The 22,330-nt window shown below is 68.8% G+C and carries 26 protein-coding genes and 1 tRNA gene; 12 read left to right on the top strand and 15 right to left on the bottom strand.

Going from position 1 to position 22,330, the window contains the following annotated elements; genetic code table 11:
- Positions 1 to 14 precede the first annotated feature (14 nt).
- Complete coding sequence (gene idi / locus ABIE21_RS16880; protein WP_354026015.1) at positions 15 to 548, top strand: isopentenyl-diphosphate Delta-isomerase; 534 nt, start codon at positions 15 to 17, stop codon at positions 546 to 548.
- A gap of 7 nt (positions 549 to 555) precedes the next feature.
- Positions 556 to 1,242, top strand: a complete 687-nt coding sequence (gene deoC / locus ABIE21_RS16875; protein WP_354026014.1) for a deoxyribose-phosphate aldolase — start codon at positions 556 to 558, stop codon at positions 1,240 to 1,242.
- Between the two features lie 121 nt (positions 1,243 to 1,363).
- On the opposite strand, the gene dcd is transcribed toward deoC, so the two are convergent.
- Positions 1,364 to 1,969, bottom strand: a complete 606-nt coding sequence (dcd, locus tag ABIE21_RS16870) for a dCTP deaminase (RefSeq protein ID WP_354026013.1) — start codon at positions 1,967 to 1,969, stop codon at positions 1,364 to 1,366.
- A gap of 87 nt (positions 1,970 to 2,056) precedes the next feature.
- Here dcd and ABIE21_RS16865 point away from each other — a divergent pair.
- Positions 2,057 to 2,130 (top strand) — tRNA-Gly (locus tag ABIE21_RS16865).
- A 19-nt stretch (positions 2,131 to 2,149) separates the two neighbouring features.
- Positions 2,150 to 2,350 (top strand): hypothetical protein, encoded by a 201-nt coding sequence (locus tag ABIE21_RS16860; RefSeq protein WP_354026012.1) that lies wholly within the window; start codon positions 2,150 to 2,152, stop codon positions 2,348 to 2,350.
- 6 nt (positions 2,351 to 2,356) lie between these two features.
- On the opposite strand, the gene ABIE21_RS16855 is transcribed toward ABIE21_RS16860, so the two are convergent.
- Positions 2,357 to 2,944: a hypothetical protein gene (locus tag ABIE21_RS16855; RefSeq protein ID WP_354026011.1), complete on the bottom strand. Its 588-nt coding sequence runs from the start codon at positions 2,942 to 2,944 to the stop codon at positions 2,357 to 2,359.
- A gap of 107 nt (positions 2,945 to 3,051) precedes the next feature.
- Between ABIE21_RS16855 and ABIE21_RS16850 the strand changes: the two genes are divergently transcribed.
- Positions 3,052 to 3,699: a dienelactone hydrolase family protein gene (locus ABIE21_RS16850; protein WP_354026010.1), complete on the top strand. Its 648-nt coding sequence runs from the start codon at positions 3,052 to 3,054 to the stop codon at positions 3,697 to 3,699.
- Between the two features lie 9 nt (positions 3,700 to 3,708).
- On the opposite strand, the gene ABIE21_RS16845 is transcribed toward ABIE21_RS16850, so the two are convergent.
- Both ABIE21_RS16845 and ABIE21_RS16840 read right to left on the bottom strand, forming a co-directional pair.
- Positions 3,709 to 5,250: an APC family permease gene (locus ABIE21_RS16845; RefSeq protein WP_354026009.1), complete on the bottom strand. Its 1,542-nt coding sequence runs from the start codon at positions 5,248 to 5,250 to the stop codon at positions 3,709 to 3,711.
- 54 nt (positions 5,251 to 5,304) lie between these two features.
- A complete protein-coding gene (locus ABIE21_RS16840; protein WP_354026008.1) occupies positions 5,305 to 6,156 on the bottom strand; it encodes a universal stress protein in 852 nt (283 codons plus the stop codon).
- Positions 6,157 to 6,317: 161 nt separating this feature from the next.
- Between ABIE21_RS16840 and ABIE21_RS16835 the strand changes: the two genes are divergently transcribed.
- Both ABIE21_RS16835 and ABIE21_RS16830 read left to right on the top strand, forming a co-directional pair.
- Positions 6,318 to 7,682, top strand: a complete 1,365-nt coding sequence (locus ABIE21_RS16835) for a flavin monoamine oxidase family protein (protein ID WP_354026007.1) — start codon at positions 6,318 to 6,320, stop codon at positions 7,680 to 7,682.
- Positions 7,683 to 7,713: 31 nt separating this feature from the next.
- On the top strand, positions 7,714 to 9,102 hold the full coding sequence (locus tag ABIE21_RS16830) for an NAD-dependent succinate-semialdehyde dehydrogenase (RefSeq protein WP_354026006.1): 1,389 nt from the start codon (positions 7,714 to 7,716) through the stop codon (positions 9,100 to 9,102).
- Between the two features lie 5 nt (positions 9,103 to 9,107).
- Here ABIE21_RS16830 and ABIE21_RS16825 read toward each other — a convergent pair whose 3' ends face one another.
- Complete coding sequence (locus tag ABIE21_RS16825; RefSeq protein ID WP_354026005.1) at positions 9,108 to 9,446, bottom strand: YciI family protein; 339 nt, start codon at positions 9,444 to 9,446, stop codon at positions 9,108 to 9,110.
- An 84-nt stretch (positions 9,447 to 9,530) separates the two neighbouring features.
- On the opposite strand from ABIE21_RS16825, the gene ABIE21_RS16820 reads away from it, so the two are divergent.
- The 3 genes from ABIE21_RS16820 to ABIE21_RS16810 all read left to right on the top strand — a co-directional run bounded on the left by ABIE21_RS16820 (position 9,531) and on the right by ABIE21_RS16810 (position 11,012).
- The gene (locus ABIE21_RS16820) at positions 9,531 to 9,827 is read left to right on the top strand and encodes a DUF2470 domain-containing protein (protein ID WP_354026004.1); all 297 of its coding nucleotides are present in this window, start codon (positions 9,531 to 9,533) and stop codon (positions 9,825 to 9,827) included.
- Positions 9,828 to 9,844: 17 nt separating this feature from the next.
- Positions 9,845 to 10,285, top strand: coding sequence for a DUF4383 domain-containing protein (locus ABIE21_RS16815; RefSeq protein WP_354026003.1), 441 nt, complete (start codon positions 9,845 to 9,847; stop codon positions 10,283 to 10,285).
- A 70-nt stretch (positions 10,286 to 10,355) separates the two neighbouring features.
- The gene (locus ABIE21_RS16810) at positions 10,356 to 11,012 is read left to right on the top strand and encodes a heme oxygenase (biliverdin-producing) (protein ID WP_354026002.1); all 657 of its coding nucleotides are present in this window, start codon (positions 10,356 to 10,358) and stop codon (positions 11,010 to 11,012) included.
- Positions 11,013 to 11,383: 371 nt separating this feature from the next.
- Here ABIE21_RS16810 and ABIE21_RS16805 read toward each other — a convergent pair whose 3' ends face one another.
- Positions 11,384 to 12,670, bottom strand: a complete 1,287-nt coding sequence (locus tag ABIE21_RS16805) for an ATP-dependent DNA helicase (protein WP_354026001.1) — start codon at positions 12,668 to 12,670, stop codon at positions 11,384 to 11,386.
- Between the two features lie 68 nt (positions 12,671 to 12,738).
- On the opposite strand from ABIE21_RS16805, the gene ABIE21_RS16800 reads away from it, so the two are divergent.
- Entirely contained in the window at positions 12,739 to 13,743 is a 1,005-nt protein-coding gene (locus tag ABIE21_RS16800) for a hypothetical protein (protein ID WP_354026000.1), read from the top strand.
- On the opposite strand, the gene ABIE21_RS16795 is transcribed toward ABIE21_RS16800, so the two are convergent.
- From ABIE21_RS16795 to rpmB, 5 genes are all read right to left on the bottom strand, one after another.
- Positions 13,724 to 15,694, bottom strand: coding sequence for a cytochrome c oxidase assembly protein (locus tag ABIE21_RS16795; RefSeq protein ID WP_354025999.1), 1,971 nt, complete (start codon positions 15,692 to 15,694; stop codon positions 13,724 to 13,726). The genes ABIE21_RS16800 and ABIE21_RS16795 overlap by 20 nt on opposite strands.
- 93 nt (positions 15,695 to 15,787) lie before the next feature.
- Entirely contained in the window at positions 15,788 to 16,084 is a 297-nt protein-coding gene (locus ABIE21_RS16790) for an HU family DNA-binding protein (protein WP_354025998.1), read from the bottom strand.
- 68 nt (positions 16,085 to 16,152) lie between these two features.
- Positions 16,153 to 16,458, bottom strand: coding sequence for a 30S ribosomal protein S14 (rpsN, locus tag ABIE21_RS16785; protein ID WP_354025997.1), 306 nt, complete (start codon positions 16,456 to 16,458; stop codon positions 16,153 to 16,155).
- A 2-nt stretch (positions 16,459 to 16,460) separates the two neighbouring features.
- On the bottom strand, positions 16,461 to 16,628 hold the full coding sequence (gene rpmG / locus ABIE21_RS16780; RefSeq protein WP_184239703.1) for a 50S ribosomal protein L33: 168 nt from the start codon (positions 16,626 to 16,628) through the stop codon (positions 16,461 to 16,463).
- Complete coding sequence (gene rpmB, locus ABIE21_RS16775) at positions 16,628 to 16,864, bottom strand: 50S ribosomal protein L28 (RefSeq protein WP_184239701.1); 237 nt, start codon at positions 16,862 to 16,864, stop codon at positions 16,628 to 16,630. The genes rpmG and rpmB overlap by 1 nt, the downstream gene beginning before the upstream one ends.
- A 205-nt stretch (positions 16,865 to 17,069) precedes the next feature.
- Between rpmB and ABIE21_RS16770 the strand changes: the two genes are divergently transcribed.
- On the top strand, positions 17,070 to 18,104 hold the full coding sequence (locus ABIE21_RS16770; protein WP_354025996.1) for an LLM class F420-dependent oxidoreductase: 1,035 nt from the start codon (positions 17,070 to 17,072) through the stop codon (positions 18,102 to 18,104).
- Here ABIE21_RS16770 and ABIE21_RS16765 read toward each other — a convergent pair.
- From ABIE21_RS16765 to ABIE21_RS16750, 4 genes are all read right to left on the bottom strand, one after another.
- Entirely contained in the window at positions 18,101 to 20,038 is a 1,938-nt protein-coding gene (locus tag ABIE21_RS16765) for a choice-of-anchor A family protein (RefSeq protein ID WP_354025995.1), read from the bottom strand. The genes ABIE21_RS16770 and ABIE21_RS16765 overlap by 4 nt on opposite strands.
- 187 nt (positions 20,039 to 20,225) lie before the next feature.
- A complete protein-coding gene (locus tag ABIE21_RS16760) occupies positions 20,226 to 20,618 on the bottom strand; it encodes a Fur family transcriptional regulator (protein WP_354025994.1) in 393 nt (130 codons plus the stop codon).
- Positions 20,619 to 20,627: 9 nt separating this feature from the next.
- Entirely contained in the window at positions 20,628 to 21,512 is an 885-nt protein-coding gene (locus ABIE21_RS16755) for a metal ABC transporter permease (RefSeq protein WP_354025993.1), read from the bottom strand.
- On the bottom strand, positions 21,509 to 22,330 hold the full coding sequence (locus ABIE21_RS16750; protein WP_354025992.1) for a metal ABC transporter ATP-binding protein: 822 nt from the start codon (positions 22,328 to 22,330) through the stop codon (positions 21,509 to 21,511). The genes ABIE21_RS16755 and ABIE21_RS16750 overlap by 4 nt, the downstream gene beginning before the upstream one ends.

Raw genomic sequence — 22,330 nt, 5'->3', positions numbered from 1 at the left:
AGAATACCGCGACCATGAGCCAGACCGAACAGGTAGTCCTGCTATCTGACGACGGCTACCCTGTCGGCACCGCCGACAAAATAGCCGTTCACACCAGCGACACCGCCCTGCACCTCGCCTTCTCCTGCCATGTGATGAACGAGGCCGGAGAGGTGCTGGTCACCCGGCGCGCACTGACCAAGCTCACCTGGCCCGGCGTCTGGACGAACTCGTTCTGCGGGCATCCCGGCCCGGGCGAGTCGATGCACGACGCCATCGCGCGACGCGCCGAGCGCGAACTCGGAATCACGATCAGCCGGCTCGAGGTCGTCCTGCCCGATTTCCGCTATCGAGCGGTCGACGCCTCGGGGATCGTCGAGAACGAGGTGTGCCCCGTCTACCGCGCATACACGACGGATGCCATAGCGCCGCGGGCAGACGAGGTCGCCGAATTCGAATGGGTCGCCCCCGAATCCCTCCGCGAGGCCGCGGCAGCCGCACCCTTCGCGTTCAGCCCCTGGCTCGTCTGGCAGCTCGACGAGCTCTCCGCTTCACCCACCCAACTCTGAGGACCCCATGACTTCGATCGCCAGCATCATCGACCACACACTGCTCAAGCCGGAGGCCACGGCCGCCGACGTCGACGCCCTCATCGCGGAGGCCGTCGAGCTGGGCACCTTCTCCGTCTGCGTATCGCCGTCGATGCTGCCGGTCACCGTGCCCGCCGGCTCCGGGCTCAAGGTCGCCGTGGTCTGCGGCTTCCCCTCCGGCAAGCACACCACCGCGATCAAGACCGCCGAGGCGGCGGAGTCGATCGCCCTCGGCGCCGACGAGATCGACATGGTCATCGATGTCGGTGCCGCCAAGGCCGGCCGCTTCGACCTCGTCGAGGCCGACATCGCCTCGGTGCGCGGCGCCATCCCCGCGCCCGGGATCCTCAAGGTCATCATCGAGTCTGCCGCGCTCACCGACGACGAGATCGTCGCCGTGTGCAAGGCTGCCGTCTCGGCCGGTGCCGACTTCGTGAAGACCTCCACGGGATTCCACCCCACGGGCGGCGCGACCGTCGAGGCCGTGGCGCTGATGTCGAAGACCGTCGACGGTCGCGCGGGCGTCAAGGCGAGCGGCGGCATCCGCTCGTTCGAGACCGCGGCGGCGATGGTCGCCGCCGGGGCGACCCGCCTCGGCGTCTCCGGCTCGCGGCAGGTGCTCGCCGAGGAGGCCGGCGCGGCCGCCGCGACCCCGGTAGCCGGCTCCTACTAGCCGCTACCGCCGCCGCCCGTACCGAAAACGAAGGACTTCGCGCGCTGGCTGCGCCCAAAACGCTGCTTCGCACCCGGTAGCGGCGCGAAGTCCTTCGTTTTCAGGCTGGCGGCGCGGCGCGCTACTCGCCGGGGCGTCCGGCCTCGGTGTCGGAGACGTCGGTGTGCACGAAGTTCTGGAACGACCGGCTCGCCGTCGGGCCGCGCTGTCCCTGGTAGCGCGAGCCGTACACGCCCGAGCCGTAGGGGCTCTCGGCCGGGCTGGTCAGGCGCATGAAGCAGAGCTGGCCGATCTTCATGCCGGGCCAGAGCTTGATCGGCAGGGTCGCCACGTTCGAGAGCTCGAGCGTGACGTGGCCGCTGAACCCGGGGTCGACGAAGCCGGCCGTGGAGTGCGTCAGCAGGCCGAGGCGCCCGAGCGAGCTCTTGCCCTCGAGGCGCGCGGCGATGTCGTCGGGCAGGGTGACCTGCTCGTAGGTCGAGCCGAGCACGAACTCGCCCGGGTGCAGGATGAACGGCTGGTCCGCCTCCACCTCGACGAGGTGAGTCAGGTCGGGCTGGTCCTCGGCCGGATCGATAAACGGGTACTTGTGGTTGTCGAACAGCCGGAAGAACCGGTCGAGCCGAACGTCGACGCTCGAGGGCTGCACCATGCCGAGTTCGAGCGGCTTGAGGCCGATGCGTCCGTCGGCGAGCTCGGCCTTGATATCCCTGTCAGAAAGCAGCATGGCCACAGTCTATTTAAGAGAGACGGATGCCACGGCCACGGTCAGCCCTTACAATTGCTGTCGAGCCGCGGTTTGTCAGCGGCCCACGCGAATGTAGTTCAATGGTAGAACTTCAGCTTCCCAAGCTGATAGCGCGGGTTCGATTCCCGTCATTCGCTCCATAGCGGTGGGAGGCGGAGCATGGGCACCGATACTCGGGGCAGAACCATTGTGCGGGACGGCCCGTGGGGCTTCGTCTTCCTCCTCGCCTACATCGGCGCCGCCATCTACTTCGTCTCCGTCTCCGACGGCTCTTTCTGGGGCGTGGTGGTCGGCCTGCTGCAGGCGATCGTGTGGCCTGTGTACGTCATCTACTACGTGCTGCTGGGCCTCGGCGCCTGACCCGCGCTACCGCGCCATCAGCACGTCGAGCCCGACCGCCATCGCCGCGGCGAGCCGGAAGTCGAGACGCTGGTCGGGGACGTCGACGGTGTAGCGGTCGCGCAGCGTGAACTGGCGTTCGCTCGTGAGCACGACCGCGCCGGTGGCCTTGTCGGTGAACGTGAAGTGGAACGAGAACGGGAAGTCGATGAACCGGCGGAGGATGCCGACCACCTGGTTGCGCTCCTGCCCGTAGGCGTCGATGCCCGGGCCGCCCAGGTGGAAGCTCGACCGCAGAAGGCTCGCCTGGAAGTCCTTCTGGAACGTTCCGAGCGGTCGGCCCGCGCCATCCATCACGTCGTAGACGGCGGCGAAGTCGAGGGCCTGACGGGCCTTGAAGGAGAAGACCGCCTGGGTTCGGGCCTCGTCGGCGTAGAAGGTGACCTGCTCCTTGAAGGCGAGGCGCTTCTGCTGCGCCACCGCGATGACGGCGCCCTCGGTTCCGTCGAGCTTCGCCTCGCGGATCTCGTAACGGTTCACCATCATCGTGATGCGCTGCTTGACGAAGAAGCGGGCGAGGTGCTGGGGCGCTGGGCTCTGGGGGAGGTCGGTCACCCGCCTGAGCCTATCGGCGCGGCGAACCCGCCGACGCGCGGGCACGTCGTCTCCTCCCATCGGAACGGCGCCGGTAGTCTCGACTCCAGTACCGAAGGGGGAAGTCGATGGCCGAGCTGGTTCCGATACCCTCGCCCGGCGCGCCGCTGTACTACGGGCTTCCCGGCTCGCCCCTCGTCATCGTCTCGCCCGACTGGTACGGCCGCCTGCCGTGGCTCGACCCGTATGCCGACGCCCTCTCGAGCCAGGGCTACCGCGTCGTAGTGCCCGACTTCTACGACGGCGTGTGCACCACCGACGCCGAGACCGCCGCGGGGCTCCGCGACGCACTCGACCCGGGGCGCGTGCTCGGCATCCTCGACGACATCGTCGTCGAGGCCAGGGAGGAGGGTTCGGCGAAGGTAGGCCTGATCGGCTTCTCGATGGGCGGATGGCTCGCCCTCCTGCACGCCCAGGGGGGAGACGCGGATGCCGTGGTCGCCTACTACGCGACCCTCGGTGTCGAAGAGCACGGCATCATCCCCTGTCCCGTCCTGCTGCACCTCGCCGAGAACGACGAGTGGTCGCCCGGCGCCGAGCCCGACTCGTTCGTCGCCCGGCTCGAAGACCACGGCACGCCGGTCTCGCAGTTCACCTACCTGGGCACCGAGCACTCGTTCGCCAACGCGAGCATCCCCGGGTCGATCGACTCACGCGCGGCCGCGCTCGCCTTCGCCCGCACGGCCTCGTTTCTCGACAAGCACCTGGGCGAGTAGCCGGCCGCGCTACTCGGTCGGCGCCCCGCGGCGCAGCGTCTCGCCGCGGAAGAACGCCGGGTTGGCGGCGCGCATGACGAACATGAGCACGACGCCGGCGAGCAGCAGGAAGACGCCGAGGATGAAGACCAGGCCGACGCCGCCGATCTCGGAGCCGCTGCCGTAGTCGGGGTTCATCGAGTCGACCAGCGTCGTGGCGAAGATCACGGCGAGGATGACGCCGCCGATGAGCGGCGCGAGGAACTTGAGCAGGAACGACCTGACCGAGGAGAAGGCGACGCGGCGGAAGTACCAGACGCAGGCGAGCGCGGTGACGCCGTAGTAGAAGCAGATCATCATGCCGAGGGTCAGGATCGTGTCGGTCAGCACGTCGGTGCTCAGCACCCGCATGACCGCGTAGAAGCCCCACGCGACGGCCGCCGCGACCAGGGTGGCGAAGCTCGGGCTCTTGAAGCGCGGGCTGATGCGGGCGAAGCGGGCGGGGAACGCCTTGTAGTGCCCCATGGCGAGCATCGTGCGTGCGGGGCCGACGAACGTCGACTGGAGCGACGCCGCCGAGCTGGAGAGCACGGCGAGCGACATCAGGATCGCGAACGGCCCCATGACCGGTCCGGCGAGGGCGGCGAAGACGTTGCCCTGGATGTCTTCGTTGCCGAGGCCCAGCGCGCCGGTGCCGGTGCCGGCGAACATCAGGCTGGCCACCGCCACGAGGATGTAGAGCACGAAGATGATCGCGACGGTGAGGGTGGCCGCGCGGCCCGGCGTCGTCTTCGGGTTCTTGGTCTCCTCGTTCATCGTCAGCGTCACATCCCAGCCCCAGAAGATGAAGATCGACAACGAGACCCCCGCGGCGAACGCGGAGAACGACGACAGGGCGAAGGGGTTGAACCACTCCCAGCTGAAGGCGAGCGCGTCGAACGCCGTGCCCCCGGCGACCTGCGCCAGGGCGGCGACGCTGAACCAGACAAGCACGACGAGCTGGAAGGCGACGAGCACGTACTGCACCGCCTTCGTGGTCTCCATGCCCCGATAGGAGATGTAGCAGGCGGCCGCCATGAACACGAGACACGTGCCGATGTTCACCCACGTGTTTGCGGCGAGGTCGGCTATCGACGGGTCGCCGACGATCTGCGCGAGCGCCAGATAGAGGAAGTCGACGGCGATCCCGGCCAGGTTCGACAGCACGACGACCGTCGCGACGATCAGGCCCCAACCGCCCAGCCAGCCGATCCACGGGCCGAACGCCCGAGTGGCCCAGGTGAACGACGTGCCGTTGTCGGGCATGGCGTTGTTCAGCTCGCGGTAGCCGAGCGCCACCAGCAGCATCGGCAGGAAGCCGACGAGGAAGATGCCGGGCATCTGCGTGCCCACCGCCGCGACGGTCGGGCCGAGCGACGCGGTGAGGGTGTAGGCCGGAGCGATACAGGAGATGCCGATCACGGTCGCGCCGAGAAGACCGATCGAGCCGGCGGAGAGACCCTTGGTCGACAGGCCGGTCGCGGAATCCGTGCCGCCCGGGGTGGCGGGCGGAGGTGAGCTGGTGCGTGTCATGGGTGCGGCCTCTCGGTGCGAGCGGGGACGGGAGCTGAGACGGGGTCAGGCGGGTCAGGCGGGGACGACGATGAGCGGTACGGGGAGGGTGCGCAGCATGCGGTTCGCCGTGCTGCCGAGGAAGAGCCGGCTCGGGCTGGCCAGCCGACTGGATCCGACGAACACGATCTCGTCGCCGCGCCAGTCCATGCCCTCCACCGCGTCCTCGATGTCGTCGCCTTCTCCGACGGCAGTCGTCAGCGGTCCGCTGAAGTCGGCACGTTCGCGGAAGTAGTCGAGAACCCCGGCGAGGTGGGCGGCCGCGTCGACGGCGGCGGCGTCGTGCGCCGCGTCGACGCGCACGAGCGTGACGAAGCGCAGTTCGACGTCGAGCCCCTCGGAGATGGAGACCATCGAGTCGAGGAGCGACTCCCAGCCGGGCCGTGTTCCGATGGCGCAGCTGATGCGGCTGAGCCCCCGGGGCGCGCGATAGCCCCGAGGTGCGAGAGCGACGGGGACCGGCGAGGCGTGCAGCAGGGCGCTGGCCACGGTGCCGATCGAGAACCGGCCGAGCAGCCCCGCGCGGGCCGCGCCCACCACGATCCGGTCGCTCTCGAAGCGCTCGGCGGCCTGGAGCAGGCCCTCCGACGTCGACTCTGCCTGCAGGGCGTGCGTGGTGGCCGTGACGTCGGCGGGTATCCTCCCGGCGGCGTCGTCGAGCCACTCCTGCGCCTGCTCGAGCAGGAGGCTCTGGTACTCGGCATCTCCGGCTGCCACCTTCGAGGGCACGGTCGCCGGACGAGGCAGCACGATGCAGATGCGCAGCTCGGCCCCGGTGAGCCGGGCGAGCGCGATACCGAGCTGGAGCGCCTCCCGCCCGCGGTCGGTGGCCTCGTAGGCGACGACGTAGTTGGCTGTGCGGGTCACTGTTGGCTCCTTCGTCTCCGAGCGACGACCACGCTCCGTCGCGTGTGTGTAGACGGAGCATAGCGCGCATGCCGACAGCGGCAACAGACGGAACACGCACTCAAACCGACGATCGCCGACGAATTCCGCACAATCCGCCTGATTTCCCGTAGCGTGTCAGCATGGAGAAGTTGGATCGTGACGTGGTCATTGTCGGAGCCGGCGCCACAGGGCTCACCGCCGCCGCGCGTCTGCGCGAGGCCGGCTGGTCGGTCGTGGTGGTCGAGGCTCGGGACCGCGTGGGGGGCCGCCTGCTCACCGACGAGATCGACGGTCAGATGTTCGAGGTCGGCGGGCAGTGGGTGTCGCCCGACCAGACGGCGCTCCTCGAGACGCTCGACGAGCTCGGCCTGCGCACCTACCCCCGGTACCGCGGCGGCGAGAGCGTGTACGTCGGGCGCGACGGCGACGCGCGCCGCTTCACCGGCGACATCTTCCCCGCGAGCGAGCGCACCCAGGGTGAGATCGAGCGCTTGATCGGAATCCTCGACCCGCTCGTCGCGCAGATCGACGTCGCGGCGCCGTGGGATCACCCCTCCGCCACCCAGTTCGACCACGTGTCCTTCGACGCCTGGCTCCGTGAGCAGAGCGACGACGCGGAGGCGCGCGACAACATCGCACTCTTCATCGCCGACGCGATGCTCACCAAGCCCGCGCACGCGTTCTCGCTGCTCCAGGCGCTGCTGATGGCGGCGAGCGCGGGAAGTTTCAGCAACCTGGTCGACGCCGACTTCATCCTCGACCGCAGGGTCGTCGGGGGTCTGCAGCAGGTTCCGCTGCTGCTCGCCGAATCGCTCGACCCCGGCGACCTCCGCCTGTCGCAGCCGGTGCGCACGATCGAGTGGAGCGACACGGGGGCCACGGTGCACACCGACACCCTCAGCGTCTCCGCCCGGCACGTCATCGTCGCCGTGCCGCCGAACCTGTATTCGCGCATCGACTACTCGCCGCCCCTGCCGCGGCTGCGCCAGCAGATGCAGCAGCACCAGTCGCTCGGCCTGGTCATCAAGGTGCATGCGACCTACGCCACGCCCTTCTGGCGTGCCGCCGGTCTCTCGGGCACGGCATTCAGCCCGTACCAGGTCGTGCACGAGGCGTACGACAACTCCAATTACGGAGAAGAGCGCGGCACGCTGGTCGGCTTCGTCTCCGATGAGAAGGCGGATGCCCTCTTCCGTCTGCCTGCCGCGGAGCGCAAGGCCGCGATCCTCGCGTCCCTCGCCTCCTACTACGGCCCCGAGGCGCTCGAGCCGGCCGTGTACTACGAGAGCGACTGGGCCGCCGAGGAGTGGACGCAGGGCGCGTATGCCGCCAGTTTCGACCTGGGCGGGCTGACGCGGTACGGGGCGCTGCAACTGCAGCCGGTCGGCGCCATGCGGTTCGGCTCGAGCGACCTCGCCGCCGAGGGCTATCAACACGTTGACGGCGCCATCCGCGTCGGTCGTAGGCTGGCGGCCGAGGTGATCGACGCCTCGACCTCCTCCTGACATCCCCGCACGACACACGAAGGAGCATTTGATGAGCGACTACGCAGTAACCAACCCGGCGACCGGCGAGACGCTGAGCACCTATCCGTCGATCTCCGACGACGAGCTGACGCGGGCGATCGCCGACGCGTCGGACGCCTACACCGGCTGGTCCCGCAGGGTCGGCGTCGACGAGCGCGCCGCCCTCATCGGCAGGGTAGCCCAGCTGCACCTCGACCGCCGCGACGAGCTCGCCGAGATCATCGTGCGCGAGATGGGCAAGCCGTTGGAGCAGGCGCTCGGCGAGGTCGACTTCGCCGCCGCCATCTACCAGTACTACGCCGACAACGGCCCCGGCTTTCTCGCCGACGAGCCCATCGAGCTGGCCGAGGAGTCGGGCTCCGGCTCGGCGTTCATCCGCCGCACCGGCCTTGGCGTGCTGCTCGGGATCATGCCGTGGAACTTCCCGTACTACCAGGTGGCGCGGTTCGCCGGTCCGAACATCGTCGTCGGCAACACCATCCTGCTGAAGCACGCGCCGCAGTGCCCCGAGTCCGCGGCCGCCATCGCCGATATCTTCGCCCACGCGGCATCCGAGGTCTCGGCCCCCGTCGGCATCTACCGCAACATCTACGCGAGTAACGAGCAGATCGCCACGGTCATCGCCGACCCGCGGGTGCAGGGCATCTCGATCACCGGTTCCGAGCGGGCCGGCTCGGCCGTCGCCGAGCTGGCGGGCAGGCACCTCAAGAAGGTCGTGCTCGAGCTCGGCGGCTCCGACCCGTTCATCCTGCTCTCGACCGACGACATCGACGCCGCGGTAGGCGACGCGGTGAGCGCCCGGCTCGATAACAACGGCCAGTCGTGCAACGCGGCCAAGCGCTTCATCGTGCTCGACGAGCTGTACGACGAGTTCGCCGAGCGTTTCACCGCGGCGTTCACGGCCGCGCAGCCCGCCGACCCCTTCGCCGAGGGCACGCTGCTCGGGCCGCTCTCGTCGCTCGCCGCCGCCGAGCGGCTCGAAGAGCAGCTCGACCGCGCGGTGGCGCAGGGGGCGACGGTGGTGGCCAGCGGCCAGCGCGACGGCAGCTACTTCCCGCCCGCCGTGCTCGCCGACGTCTCCAGGCAGATGGACGCCTACACCGAGGAGTTTTTCGGCCCCGTCGCTGCGCTGTACCGCGTGCGGTCGGAGGAGGAGGCGATCGAGGTCGCGAACGACACGCCCTTCGGCCTCGGCTCCTACGTGTACACCACCGACCCGGAGCAGGCGCTGCGCGTGGCCGACGGCATCGAGGCCGGGATGGTGTGGATCAACCTGGTGCTCGGTGACGCGGCCGAGCTGCCCTTCGGCGGCGTGAAGCGCTCCGGCTCCGGCCGCGAGATGGGGCGCTACGCGATGGAGGAGTTCGTCAACAAGAAGATGATCCGCGTCTCAGCCTGAGCCGGCTAGCTCGCCGGGTCGTAGCCGAACTCGCGCACTTCCTGCGCGCAGCGGCAGGCCGCGGCGATCCTCCGCGCCCACTCGACCGCGTCGTCGCGGGTCGGCAGCTCGAGCACGAGGAACCCGCCGGTCAGGCGCGAGCCCGGGTACAGCTCGTCGCTCACCGAGCCGTCGGAGGAGACCCGCACCGGATCGACGCTCTCGTCGATCCCGCCGCCGAACACGTAGACGCCGGCCGCCTTCGCCTGCTCGATAACCTCGTGCGAATCGGCGGAGACGCTCGGCATCTCCTCCTCGGAGACGACCATGGCTTCACTGGGAAATGAGATGAGATATTTGGTCATGACCAGATGATCCACCGATCATCGAGCGTCGGCAACGGGTTGAACGAGACTCTCGCGCCCCCTTTACCGGCTACCGTAGATTTCGTGCCCATCTTCGAACCCTCCGTCGTCTCCGCCGTGCTCGACCACATGAACAACGACCACCCGGAAGACAACCTGCTCATCGTTCGCGCCTTCGCCACGAAAGACGCCTCGGCCGCCACCATGACCGACCTCGACCACCTCGGGGGAACCTGGACGTACGAGGCGGGCGACGCCACCGCCGAGCTCACCGTCCCCTGGACGCGCCCGATCAGCGAGCGCGCGGAGATCCGCCGCGAGGTCGTCGTCGTCTACGACACCGCCTGCGAGCGGCTCGGCGTCGAGCCGCGTCCGCACTGATCGTCCGGCGTCCCGCCGTGTCGCAGTCGCCGAACCGTCTCGTCGCCGTCATCGTCGGCGGCTTCTACGTCGCCCTGGGCCTGGTCGGGTTCACCGCCACCGCCGGGGTGGACGTCGTCTCCACCACGGGAGGCTTCCTGTTCGGTGTCTTCGGGGTCAACGTGCTGCAGAACATCCTGCACGTCGTGATCGGGGCGGCACTACTGGCCGCGGGATTCTCCGGGGTGCGCCTCGCCAGGGCTACCAACGCGGCCGTCGGCGCCCTGTTCCTCGCGCTCGGGCTCGCCGGTCTCTTCGTTGTCGGAACCGACTCGAACATCCTCGCCCTCAACGGCGCGGACAACGTGTTGCATTTCGGCAGCTCGATCGTGCTGCTCGCGGTCGCCCTCGGTGCCGACAAGCCCGCAGCCGTCACCGCACCCACGGGCACGAAGCCGGCAGGATCTCCTCGGGGCTGATCGCATAGACAAACTGCGATCGGCACTCGCTAGTATTAGGGTCACCTAACCGACCCCCTGGAGTGCCACCGTGTCAGTCGTCCTTCCCTTCTCACAGGCCCTTCGCGAGCGCACCCGCAGCGGCCACAGCGCCAGCGAGGGCGCCAACTTCATGGACAACCTCATGACGGGCAAGGGATCGCGCGACGACTACATCTCTCTCGTGGCGCAGCACTTCTTCATCTACGAGGCGCTCGAGGCTGCCGCGGAGACCATGAAAGACGACGCGGATGCCGCGGCCTTCATCACCCCGCAGCTGATCCGCCTGCCCGCTCTCGAGGCAGACCTGCAGTTTCTGCTCGGCGATGACTGGCGCTCGCTCATCGCCCCGCTGCCGACGACCGCACGCTACGTCGCGCGCATCCAGACCGTGGCGGCGACGGGGTGGAGCGGCGGCTTCATCGCACACCACTACACGCGCTACCTCGGCGACCTGTCGGGCGGACAGATCATCCGCACCCTCATGCAGCGGCAGTTCGGATTCGAGACCAACGGCGTCGGCTTCTACCTCTTCGACCAGATCGCCAAGCCGAAGGAGTTCAAGGACGTGTACCGCGCCCAGCTCGACGCCGTCGACTGGAGCGAGGAAGAGCGCGAGCGCGTGATCGACGAGGTCATGGTCGCCTACCGGTTCAACACCGAGCTGTTCGTCGACCTGGCCGACGCGAAGGCCGTCGCCGCCGCCTGAGCCGCCGCCCCTTTCCCGGCTCGGCGCCAGTCTGGGCGCGCTACGCCTGGATGCCGGGCACCGCCGTCGCGCGAAGGGCAGACGGCAGACGGCAGACGGCAGAGAGCAGAGGGGCAGACTTTCGACCTTCAGAGCTCACCTGAACATCGAAACCTTGCCCCTCAGCACTCGCCCCCTAGCGGAGGGGCAAGCTTTCGACCCTGAGCGCCCGATTAGACATCGAAACCTTGCCCCTCAGCACTCGCCCCCTAGCGGAGGGGCAAGCTTTCGACCCTGAGCGCCCGATTGGACAGCAGAACCTTGCCCCTCGGCTCTGCGGACAGGCGGGCACAGGCCGGTCGGAGGCGCCCGCGACGAGTCGGAGAGGCGCGCTACGCCTGGATGCCGGGCACCGCCGTCGCGCGCTCCATAAAGCGCTGCACGTTCTCGTCGACGATGATGTCGCTGGGGCGCAGGGCGCGGCTCAAATAGAGCCCCTCGAGCGCAGTGATGCGGCTGAGCGCCACGTAGGTCTGACCAGGCGCAAACGAGCGCTGCCCGAGGTCGACGACCGCGCGGTCGTAGGTCTTGCCCTGCGACTTGTGGATGGTGACGGCCCAGGCCAGCCGCAGCGGAAACTGCGTGAACTCGGCCACGATGTCCTTCTTGAGCGCCTTGGTGACCGCCGAGTAGGAGTACTTGTACTTCTCCCACACTGCGGGCTGCACCTGGTGCTCCTCGCCGTCGATCTCGACGTGCACGAACTGGTCGATCTTCGTCACGAGACCGACCGAGCCGTTCACCCAGCGCTGGTCGGCGTCGTTGCGCAGAAACATCACCTGTGCGCCGATCTTCAGCTGCAGCGCCTCGTCGGCGGGGAACGCCCGGCCGCCGAACTCGCCGGAGACCTCGGCGTTCGCGGTGAGGATCTTGCCCGGCAGGCGCGCGAGCTCGGTCGCGTTGATGCGGTTCACCGCGGCGTTGGTTGTGGCCAGCGTGATGACCCCGTCGGTGGGCGCGTCGCGCGCGCCGGTCGAGTTGAGCCGCTCGGCGATCTCGGCCGTCACCCGGCCGTGCCGCACCGCGTTGAGCATGTACTTGAACTCGCCCTCGTGCTGGCGGTGGATCGTGGTGAGCTCGTAGATCTTGAGGTCTGCCTCGTCCCACACCTTGGCGTCGAAGAACCACATCGACCGGTACTGGTCGGCGAAGTAGGCGCGCTCGTCGGCGTCGCCGGGCACGGGGGCCAGCTGGTACGGGTCGCCGAACAGGATGACCTGCACACCGCCGAACGGCTCCCGCTTGCGCTGCCTCGCCTGGCGCAGGCTGCGGTCGAGGGCGTCGAGCAGATCGGCGTTGACCATCGACACCTCGTCGATCACGAGCGTGTCGATCGTGTTGAGCAGCTTGCGCACCTCGGCGGTGTGCTCGATCTCGTGGTCGGCGATCACTCCGATCGGCAGCCGGAAGAGCGAGTGGATGGTCTGCCCGCCCACGTTCAGCGCGGCGACGCCGGTCGGCGCGCAGATCACCACCTGCTTCGAGGTGTTCCACGAGAGGTGGTTGAGCAGCGTCGACTTGCCGGTGCCCGCGCGGCCGGTGACGAAGATGTTCTCCTGCGTCGTCTCGATGGCCGCGAAGACAGCGGCCTGCTCGGGAGAAAGCTCGGGTGCGGTCACACCCCCCAATCTACCCGCTCGCCCCCGCCGCTCAGCCGCCTGTGCACAGGGTTGCCTAGGATGTGAGGATGCGCCGAACCCTCATCACCTGGTCGGCGGCCTTCGTGCTGCTCGTCGCCGGCTTCGCCGCATCCGTCGTCGCCCTCAACGCCGACCTGTACAGCGCCCACGGATTCGTCAGCCGCTACCTGGAGGCGCTCGAGCGCCGCGACAGCTCGGCCGCACTCGCGCTGCCCGGCGTGGGCACCGGCAACGACGCGGCGTCCGTGCTGCTCACCGACGACGCGATGGGCGCCCTGAGCGACGTCACCATCGTGAGCGACACCGCGGGGGACGAGGGCAGGCACACCGTCGTCGCCCGGTACGAGATCGCGCCGCCACCGACGAAGGCGCAGCCAGACCCGCCCTCGACGACCGCCACGAGCGAGTTCGTCGTCGTGCGCGACGGCACCAGCTTCGGTCTCTTCCCGAAGTGGCGCTTCGTCGCGAGCCCGATCAGCTCGATCTCGGTGACGGTGCTGCACGCGCAGGACTTCGAGGTGAACGGCCTTCCCGTCACGTCGAAGGCGCAGCCCGACGCGCCGGCCACCTACCAGGTCTTCGCCCCCGGCTTCTATCTGGTCGACCACGAGTCGACCTACACCGCCGCGAAGGCGGTCGGGGCCGCCGTCACCGCCAACGACGAGATAGCGGATGTCACGGTCGATGTGCAGGCGAACGAGGAGTTCGTCGCCGAGGTGCAGAAGCACGTCACCGCGTACCTGGCCGAGTGCGCGACGCAGGAGCTGATGATGCCCACCGGCTGCCCGTTCGGCCAGTCGCTGTCGAACCGCGTCGTCTCAGCGCCGAAGTGGTCGATGCTCGCCGACCCGGTGGTCACCATCGTTCCCGGCGCGGTCTCCGGTACCTGGACTGTGCCGAAGACGGCGGCAACCGCTCATCTCGTGGTCGATGTGAAGTCGCTGCGCGACGGAACCGTGTCCACGTTCGACGAAGACGTTCCCTTCGACGTGCAGTACGCGCTCACCTTCGAGCCGGGCAACAAGCTGCTGATCACTGCCGTCTACGAGTAGTCGCCCGCGCGGCGAGCATGTCGTTGTACGCCTCGAGCTCGGCGTCGCCGTCGCGGTCTGCCTTGCGGTCGTAGCGCTTCGAGTCGCGCTCGTCGCTGCGCGACCACATGATGGCGACGGCGATGGCGAGCGCCACGGTCGGGATCTCCCCGACGCTCCAGGCGATGCCTCCGCCCGCCTGCTGGTCGTCGATCGCGCTGATGCCCCAGCCCACGGCCCCGTACCAGTCGGCGAGCAGCAGCCCGGTGCCGGTCATCAGAGACAGGCCGAAGAAGGCGTGGAACGCCATGGTGGCGAGCAGCACGAGCAGCCGCAGCGGGTAGGGGGCCTTGTGCGGCGACGGGTCGACGCCGATGAGCGACTGCACGAAGAGATAGCCGCTCAGGAGGAAGTGGATAATCATCCACTGGTGACCGAGATGGTCGGTCGTCGCCCAGCGGAACAGGGGCGAGTAGTAGAAGATCCAGAGCGAGACGACGAAGATCGCGGCGGCGACCAGCGGCCGGGAGAGCACGTCGAAGTACTTCGAGTGGGTCGCAAGCAGGATCCACTCGCGGGCGCCGCGGCTGCCGTCGTCGCGCTTGCGGATGGTGCGCAGGGCGAGGGTGATGGGCGCGCCGGGCACCAGCAGCACGGGCACCATCATGCCGAGCGTCATGTGGGCGAGCATGTGCGCGCTGAAGAGGTAGGCCTCGTACACGTTGACGCCGCCGTTGGTGATGTAGAACAGCAGCGCCATGCCGGCGACCCAGAGCACGGTGCGCAGCACCGGCCACGAGTCGCCGCGCTTCTTCAGCCGCCACACGCCGGCGAGGTAGAAGAAGACGCCGAACGCGCAGAACAGCACCCAGATCAGGTCGAAGTTCCACAGCGTGAACAGGTTCGTGAACGAGATGGGCGGCGGCAACGGCGAACCGGTGAGGATCTCGGCCGGGGTCGCGCCCGTGCTCGCCGTGGCCGGCACCTCGGGCTTCGGCGTCGCCGTGCGGCCGAGGGCGGCGGCGACACCGGAGGCGAGGCCCATAAACGCGATCTCGGCGGTGACCAGCCACCAGAAGTACTTGCGCGCGCCGGTCGCCGTCATGCGTCCGATGAGGTAGCGGCGCTGCATCACGCCGAAGACCCCGAGCACGCCGAGGGCGCCGACCTTGATCAAAACGAGGATGCCGTACGGAGTGAGCAGGTTGCCGAGGGTGCCGACGCGGATCTCGGCGCTGACGTAGCCGGACGCCGCGACGACCACGAAGCTCAGCAGCGCCAGGGTCGAGTAGCGCGTGAGCAGCGGCACGATACGACCCTTGTCGAGCGTGCGCGAGCTGATGACCAGGGTGAGCAGCCCGCCGAGCCAGATCGCGGCGAAGACGATGTGCAGCCAGATCGCGCTGGTCGCGGCGTCGTGGCTGGCCGTGCCGCCCGCGTGCCCCTGCAGCGCCATCGGGATCAGGCCGGCGATCGATCCGGCCGCCATGAACGCCACGAGCGTCTGGTTGCGCACCGCGAAGCACAGCACGGTGAGGGCGGCGGCGATGAGGGTCGTGTACAGCCACGACTGTCCGAGCTCCTGCTCGGTGAGGAACTGGGCGAGCAGGTCGCCGAACCGGTCGTCGATCGAGATGGGCTGCAGGTAGATCGTCATGAAGCTGAAGAAGCCGGCGGCGGCGGATGCCACGGCCCAGACCCCGGCGGAGGCGGCGGCGATATCGAGCGCGAGTCCGAACTCGCGCTTGTCGCGGCTCATCGCGAAGCTGGCCAGCACGAGAGCGCCGATCGTTCCGGCGGCGCCGATGTTGACGATGAGCTTCGCCAGTGGGAGGCCGTAGCGCACCACGGGGCCCGGGTCCGCGATGGGCTCCGGCGTGGCTGCCCCGCCGAACTGCAGGGCGGCGACGGCGCTCGCGAGTGCCACAAGGAGCAGGAGCGCTGGCCCCACTATCCGTACGACTCGTGGCATCAGATCAGTTTATCCGCGTCATCCTGAATGCTTCGCCGCGTCAAACAAAAAGGGCGCCGACCTCACGGTCGACGCCCTTAACGCTTTAGAAGACTACTTGGAGTCCTTTGCAGCGGCCTTCAGCTTCGAGCCGGCGCTCAGCTTGACGCCGTAGCTTGCCTTGATCTCGATTGCCTCGCCCGTCTGCGGGTTACGACCGGCGCGAGCTGCACGGTGAGTGCGCTCCACTGCCAGCCATCCCGGGATGGATACCTTCACGCCGTCGGCCACCGAGGTGGACAGAACGGAGAAGAGTGCGTCGACGACGCCGTTGACGGCGGCCTGGCTCTGGCCAGACGATGCGGCTACTGCCGCGACGAGCTCGGTACGGTTTAGTGACTTGTCAGCCATGAATGTCCTCCTCGGACCTTGTGCAGTTGGTTGGTCAATCAGCTAAAAGCTGGTGAACCGGGAAAAATCTACCAGCTTGACTTGGTAATACCGGGCAATTCGCCCCGGTGCGCCATGTCGCGGAAGCGAACTCGGCTGACACCGAACTGCGCGAGGTAGCCGCGGGGGCGTCCGTCGATGGCGTCGCGACCGCGAACGCGCACCGGAGAGGCGTTGCGAGGAAGCTTCTGCAGGCCGACACGGGCCTCTTCACGCGACTCGTCGGTTCCGGCCGGGTCGACGAGGGCCTTCTTCAGCTCGAGGCGCTTCGTCGCGTAACGCGCGACGATGACCTTACGCTGCTCGTTCTTGGCGATCTTGCTCTTCTTAGCCATGTTTAGCGCTCCTCGCGGAATTCGACGTGCTTGCGCACTACAGGGTCGTACTTCTTGAGTACGAGGCGGTCGGGGTCGTTGCGACGGTTCTTCTTGGTCACGTAGGTGTAACCGGTGCCCGCCGTCGAGCGGAGCTTGATGATCGGACGTACGTCTTGTGCCTTAGCCATTAGATCTTCACCCCACGAGCGAGAATGTCCTTCACGACAGACTCGATGCCACGGGCGTCAATAACCTTGATGCCCTTTGCGGAAAGCTGCAACGTGACGTTGCGGCGCAGAGACGGTACGTAGTACGTCTTCTTCTGGACGTTCGGGTCGAAGCGACGCTTGGTACGTCGGTGCGAGTGCGAAATGTTGTGTCCGAAGCCGGGAACGGCTCCGGTCACCTGGCAAGTTGCTGCCATGATGGTCTTCTCCTTAGATACCGTAGGACGAGGTGCCCTACCCAAGATTTCTTGTCGGCACGCGCAGAACACCCTGATTTCTCGCGAGAGAAGGGGAGTTGGCGTACAAATTGACCGGAATACTCCCGGCCAAGGGTCCACCTTACGGGGTTTCACGCGGATCCGCCAAACGTGAACCGCACGCGACAGGCTGATGGAGGCCGCAATGCGACTGGGATACGCCGTCGGCTACTGGAAGCAGGGCCCGCCGCCCGGCGCCCTCGAGGCCATCCTCGAGGCGGAGCGCCTCGGCTTCGAGTCGGTGTGGACCGCCGAGGCCTACGGGTCGGACGCGTTCACACCGCTCGCCTGGTGGGGTTCCCGCACGCAGAGCGTCAGGCTCGGCACCGGGATCGCCCAGATGTCGGCCAGAACCCCCGCCGCGACAGCGATGGCCGCCCTCACTCTCGACCACCTCTCCGGCGGCCGCGCCATCCTGGGCCTCGGCGTCTCGGGCCCGCAGGTCGTCGAGGGCTGGTACGGCCAGCCGTACCCGAAGCCGCTCGCCCGCACGAGGGAGTACTTCGCGATCGTGCGCGACGTGCTCGCCCGCAACGGCCCGGTCACGGCGCCCGGGCCGCACTACCCGCTGCCGCTCTCGGGGCCGTCGGCCACAGGCCTGGGCAAGCCGCTGCAGTCGACCGTGCATCCGCTTCGCCCCCGCCTGCCCGTGTACCTCGCCGCCGAGGGTCCGAAGAATGTCGCCCTCGCCGCGGAGATCGCCGACGGATGGCTGCCGTTCCTCTTCTCACCGAAGGCGAACGCGGATGCCGCGGCTCAGCTCGAGGCGGGGTTCGCGTTGCGCGATCCCGGCCTCCCCCCGCGATCCGGGTTCGAGGTCGCGGTGCAGCTCGCGGTCGTGCCGCACGCCGACGTCGAGGCGGCGGCCGACACGCTGCGCCCCATGGTGGCGCTGTACGTCGGCGGGATGGGTGCCCGGGAGGCGAACTTCCACCGCAACGTGATCGACCGGCTCGGCTACTCCGACGACTGCGACCGTATCCAGGGCCTGTTTCTCGCGGGACGCACGGAGGAGGCGGTCGCCGCCGTGCCGACGCGGCTCGTCGAGGAGATCGCGCTGATCGGCCCGCCGGAGAAGATCCGCGACGAGCTGGCGGCGTGGGAGGAGTCGGTGGTCACGACCCTGCTCGTACAGGGCCGTGCCGACTCTCTGCGGCTGATCGCCGAGCTGCTCGGTTAGCGCCTCTGTGAGATGCGCCGGTTTCGGCGCTTCACGGCGAGGCCGGCGAGTCCGAGCAGCACCATGACCGCGGCCACGAGGAGCGGGCCTGCCGTCTCGGCGCCGGTGTACGCCAGCACGCCGACGGGGGTCTGCGCGGCCGTCGGGGCCGCCGGCTCTGTCGGGACGACCGGGTCTGCCGTATCGACGGGGACGACCGGGTCGACCGGGTCGATGGGATCGACGGGGTCTTCCACGATGTTCGTGACCACGATGCGGGCGACGGTGTTCTCGACGATCGTCACCGACGCCGGCGCGATCTGCGGTGCTGCCCAGTGGTACTGGGGGAAGCCGGGCAGCGGTGGCACGAGGATGGGGTCCTCCGTCAGGGTGCAGGTCGTCCCGGCGGGGAGCCCGGTGGCGAGCCGCACCGGCGCCGCGCCCGCGCGTTCGGCCCAGGTTCCCGGGGGCGGGGTGAGATCCGCCCCGAGGTAGCTGCAGGCGAACGTGCCGGTGTACACGCGGGACAGGTCGACGACGTCGTACGGGTCGTCGAGCACCTTGATCATCTCCAGGTCGCCGACCGCCCGGCTGACCGTGTTGAGCACGGTGACCGCAACCGGCGTGCCGGCCCGGACGACGGCGGCTGCGGGGCTGATCGCGGCGGGCTGCCACCGGTACGAGGCATCCGTCGCCGACGGCGGAGCCGGCGTGTTCTCGGTGACGACGCAGCTGCTGCCCTGCGGCATGCTCGGGGTCACGAACGTCTGCCCGACCGACAGCGACCAGGTGCCGGACTGCACGGTCGAGCCGGAGGCGTCGACGCAGGTGTAGCCGCCGGTGAACATCCGGCCGGCCGGCACGACGGCGTCGCGGTCGTCGAGGGTCTTCGAGATCGACACCGAACCGACCGCCGCGAACCCGCAGGAGGTCTCGCGGAAGGGGTAGCTGTGGAACTCGAGCCCCGCGAGCGGCGAACCGCTCATGACCACGTCGCCGGCCGCGTAGAAGCGGCCGTTGGTGCTGGTCTTGACGGTGGTCGTGCTCGTCGGCTGGGGGATGAGGATCGAGCCGAGCAGCTGGTCTTCGTCGCCGAGCGTGACGTCGACGGCCGTCGGGAAGTTCCACAGCAGCGACTGGGTGAAGTTCGAGAAGAGCGGGTCGACCGGCAGCGCGGGGTTGACGGGGTTCACGGGGTTGATCGGCTGCCCGTCGAAGACGAAGGAGTTGGCGCCGATCACGGCGGTCGGGCCGGTGACGTTCACGATCACGATGGTGCCGGCCGGGATGTTGTCGAAGACCATGGTCTTCGTGGCCCCGAGAGCCCCGAGGTCGGTGCCGGCAACGGTGAAGACCTGGCGGTTCGCTGTGCCGTCGCCGCGGAAGGTGACGTCCCAGCCGGTGCTGGTCACCGTGCCGCCGGCGTTCGGGCTCATCGCCGAGTAGGTCGTCGAGAGATCACGGTAGCCCTGCAGCGTTGCGGCGTACGGGAGGAGCGGGTCTGCGGCGTTCTCGGTGATGGTGCCGCCGCTGGTCTCGATGCTGGCGCGCGGGCCCACGACGCCGCCGCTGACGATGTCGCCCCCGATCAACGATCCGACGTCGAGCATGCCCGAGGCGACGGTGACGTCTCCACCGGTGACGAGCATGTCGCTGCCGGGGGGAGGGGCGACCCGGGAGCCGACTCCGGCGACACCCACGCTGTAGTGCTTCGTCGTGTCGAAGGTGGCCGAACCGCCCACGAGCACGACTCCCTCGGCCTCGGCAGCGCCGACCCGCGCCGCGAAGTCGCCGCCGATCATCACGTTGACCGCTGAGTCGTACTGCAGCGCCTCGTCGTCGAGGTTCGGGTAGACGAGACCCGGCGCCACCGCGCACAGGGCCGGACCGGCCGCGGAAGCGGGCATGGCCGGCGCGACGGAGAGGGCGGGTGCGGCGACGGCCGCGATGGACATCAAGCCGAGGGCGGCGGTCAGCGCCGCCAGGCGCGGGTAAGTGCGAATGGTCGTAGCTCTCTATCGGGTCAGAGCGTGCGGGAGATCGCGCATCGAACTCTGGCCTCGGGAAAGAACCACGATCGGAGACGCGTGTAACTAGGGTGCGCTCACCGTATCGGCTCCGCGAGGAAACGTCAAAGCAAAACTACAGTGTGTCGTCTTTCGAGCAGTTCGCGCAGAGGCCGAACACGTCGACGATGTGGTTCGGCTGGGTAAACCCGTGCTCCGCAGCGACGTTCTTCGCCCAGAGTTCCACGGCATCCGCCTCGATCTCCACCGTGAGCCCGCAGTTGCGGCAGATCAGGTGGTGGTGGTGGCTGCCCGGGGTGCATGCGCGGTAGAGGCTCTCGCCCTCCTGCTGCAGCGAGTCGGCCTCGCCCTCGACGGCCAGGTCGGACAGCGCGCGGTAGACGGTGGCGAGCCCGATGGGCGAGCCGGTCTCGCGCAGGTTCGAGTGAAGTGCCTGGGCGCTGACGAAGCCCTCGGACGAACCGAGCGCCTCTCGAACGGCCTCGCGCTGCCAGGTGTTTCTCTTCATAGCCGGATTCTACCTCGCGGCAACGAGAGGACGTCGGGCGGATGCGCGGCCGCCGGCGGCCTTCCGGGCCCCGATGATGCGGCAGACGACGTAGATGGCGAACGAGATGGTGGTGATGTACGGACTGATCGGCAGCGCGCCGCCGAGGGCGAGCAGGATGCCCCCCACCGCCGAGACGAAGCCGAACAGCATACTCAGCAACGGCACGAGCAGCGGCGACGACGAGACGCGCAGTGCGGCGGCGGCAGGAGTCACCAGCAGGGCGAGCACGAGCAGCGACCCGATGATCTGCACGGAGACCGCGACGGTGAGCCCGAGCAGCACCATGAAGCCGAGCGACAGGGCGCGCGAGGGCACGCCGCGCGCGGCGGCGACGTCGGCGTCGAGGCTGTCGAAGCTGAGCGGGCGCCAGACGAGCAGCAGCGCGACGAGCACCACGACGGAGAGGGTGATGAGCAGGCCAAGCTGCGGGATGTCGACCGAGATGATCTGGCCGGTGAGCAGGCCGAACTTGTTGGCGCTGCGGCCGGGGTAGAGCGCGAGGAAGAGGATGCCCAGGCCCAGACCGAACGGCATCAGCACGCCGATGATGGAGTTGCGGTCGCGCGCCTTCGCGCCGAGCAGGCCGATCAGCACGGCGGCGATGAGCGAGCCGACCAGGGATCCGGCGACGACGTTGACGCCGAGCAGCAGCGCACCCGCGGCCCCGGCGAACGAGAGCTCGCTGATGCCGTGAACGGCGAAGGCCATGTCGCGCTGCATCACGAAGACGCCGATGAGCCCGCCGACGATGCCGAGCACGGCGGCGGCGATGATGGAGTTCTGCACGAGGGCGAGCAGCTCGCCGTAGTTGGCGAAGTTGAACAGCCGGCCCCAGATGTCGTCGCCGGTCATTCCGCCACCTCGTCGTGGTGGTCGTGATGGTCGTGACCGTCGGGGACGCCGACCACGATGACACGGCCGTGGGAGCGTATGACGTCGACCGGTGTTCCGTACAGGTCGCTGAGCACGTCGGAGCGCAGCACCTCGCTCGGGGTGCCCTGGCGGAACTGGCCGCCCGCGAGGTAGAGGATGCGGTCGACGACGTCGAGCACGGGGTTCACGTCGTGCGTGACGAAGACGACCGCGGTGTCGTGGGTGCGGCGTCGACGGTCGATGAGCTCGGAGACCGCGCGCTGGTGGTGCAGGTCGAGACTCAGCAGGGGCTCGTCGCAGAGCAGCAGCACCGGGTCGCCGGCCAGGGCCTGCCCGACGCGCAGCCGCTGCTGCTCGCCGCCGGAGAGCGTCCCCACCGGCTGGTTCGCGTAGGACGTGGCGCCGACGTCGTCGAGCAGCTCGTCGACGCGCTCCCGATCGGAGCGACGGGGGATGGGCGGCCCGAAGCGGTGGCCGTTGACGCCGAGCGTGACGAGGTCGCGCCCGCGCAGCGGGGTGCCCGGCGGGACGAGCTTCTGCTGCGGGATGTACCCGACGCTGCGGTCGCCGCGGCGGATCTCGTGGCCCGCGAGGCGCACGGTGCCCGAGTCGAGCCGCTGCTGGCCGAGGATCGTCTTCAGCAGGCTCGTCTTGCCCGAGCCGTTCGGTCCGAGCACGGCGAGGAACTCTCCCGGCCGCACGGCGAGGTCGAGCCCGCTCCACAGCGACCGGCCGCCGAAGCCGAGCGCGCCGTTCTCGAACTCGAGAACGGGGGCGGCTAGCGCGGGTGGTGCCAC

Origin of the sequence: Conyzicola nivalis (genome assembly GCF_040548875.1) — a bacterium.
Classification (GTDB): domain Bacteria; phylum Actinomycetota; class Actinomycetes; order Actinomycetales; family Microbacteriaceae; genus Conyzicola; species Conyzicola nivalis_A.
Note: the sequence above shows the minus strand (reverse complement) of the source record. Positions and strands in the feature narration are given on the sequence as shown.

Excerpts from the sequence above, each read along its gene's own strand:
- idi (WP_354026015.1), top strand. The coding sequence starts at position 15 with ATGAGCCAGACCGAACAGGTAGTCCTGCTATCTGACGACGGCTACCCT.
- deoC (WP_354026014.1), top strand. The coding sequence starts at position 556 with ATGACTTCGATCGCCAGCATCATCGACCACACACTGCTCAAGCCGGAG.
- dcd (WP_354026013.1), bottom strand. The coding sequence starts at position 1,969 with ATGCTGCTTTCTGACAGGGATATCAAGGCCGAGCTCGCCGACGGACGC.
- ABIE21_RS16860 (WP_354026012.1), top strand. The coding sequence starts at position 2,150 with ATGGGCACCGATACTCGGGGCAGAACCATTGTGCGGGACGGCCCGTGG.
- ABIE21_RS16850 (WP_354026010.1), top strand. The coding sequence starts at position 3,052 with ATGGCCGAGCTGGTTCCGATACCCTCGCCCGGCGCGCCGCTGTACTAC.
- ABIE21_RS16845 (WP_354026009.1), bottom strand. The coding sequence starts at position 5,250 with ATGACACGCACCAGCTCACCTCCGCCCGCCACCCCGGGCGGCACGGAT.
- ABIE21_RS16835 (WP_354026007.1), top strand. The coding sequence starts at position 6,318 with ATGGAGAAGTTGGATCGTGACGTGGTCATTGTCGGAGCCGGCGCCACA.
- ABIE21_RS16830 (WP_354026006.1), top strand. The coding sequence starts at position 7,714 with ATGAGCGACTACGCAGTAACCAACCCGGCGACCGGCGAGACGCTGAGC.
- ABIE21_RS16825 (WP_354026005.1), bottom strand. The coding sequence starts at position 9,446 with ATGACCAAATATCTCATCTCATTTCCCAGTGAAGCCATGGTCGTCTCC.
- ABIE21_RS16800 (WP_354026000.1), top strand. The coding sequence starts at position 12,739 with ATGCGCCGAACCCTCATCACCTGGTCGGCGGCCTTCGTGCTGCTCGTC.
- ABIE21_RS16795 (WP_354025999.1), bottom strand. The coding sequence starts at position 15,694 with ATGCCACGAGTCGTACGGATAGTGGGGCCAGCGCTCCTGCTCCTTGTG.
- ABIE21_RS16790 (WP_354025998.1), bottom strand. The coding sequence starts at position 16,084 with ATGGCTGACAAGTCACTAAACCGTACCGAGCTCGTCGCGGCAGTAGCC.
- rpsN (WP_354025997.1), bottom strand. The coding sequence starts at position 16,458 with ATGGCTAAGAAGAGCAAGATCGCCAAGAACGAGCAGCGTAAGGTCATC.
- rpmG (WP_184239703.1), bottom strand. The coding sequence starts at position 16,628 with ATGGCTAAGGCACAAGACGTACGTCCGATCATCAAGCTCCGCTCGACG.
- rpmB (WP_184239701.1), bottom strand. The coding sequence starts at position 16,864 with ATGGCAGCAACTTGCCAGGTGACCGGAGCCGTTCCCGGCTTCGGACAC.
- ABIE21_RS16770 (WP_354025996.1), top strand. The coding sequence starts at position 17,070 with ATGCGACTGGGATACGCCGTCGGCTACTGGAAGCAGGGCCCGCCGCCC.
- ABIE21_RS16765 (WP_354025995.1), bottom strand. The coding sequence starts at position 20,038 with ATGTCCATCGCGGCCGTCGCCGCACCCGCCCTCTCCGTCGCGCCGGCC.
- ABIE21_RS16760 (WP_354025994.1), bottom strand. The coding sequence starts at position 20,618 with ATGAAGAGAAACACCTGGCAGCGCGAGGCCGTTCGAGAGGCGCTCGGT.
- ABIE21_RS16755 (WP_354025993.1), bottom strand. The coding sequence starts at position 21,512 with ATGACCGGCGACGACATCTGGGGCCGGCTGTTCAACTTCGCCAACTAC.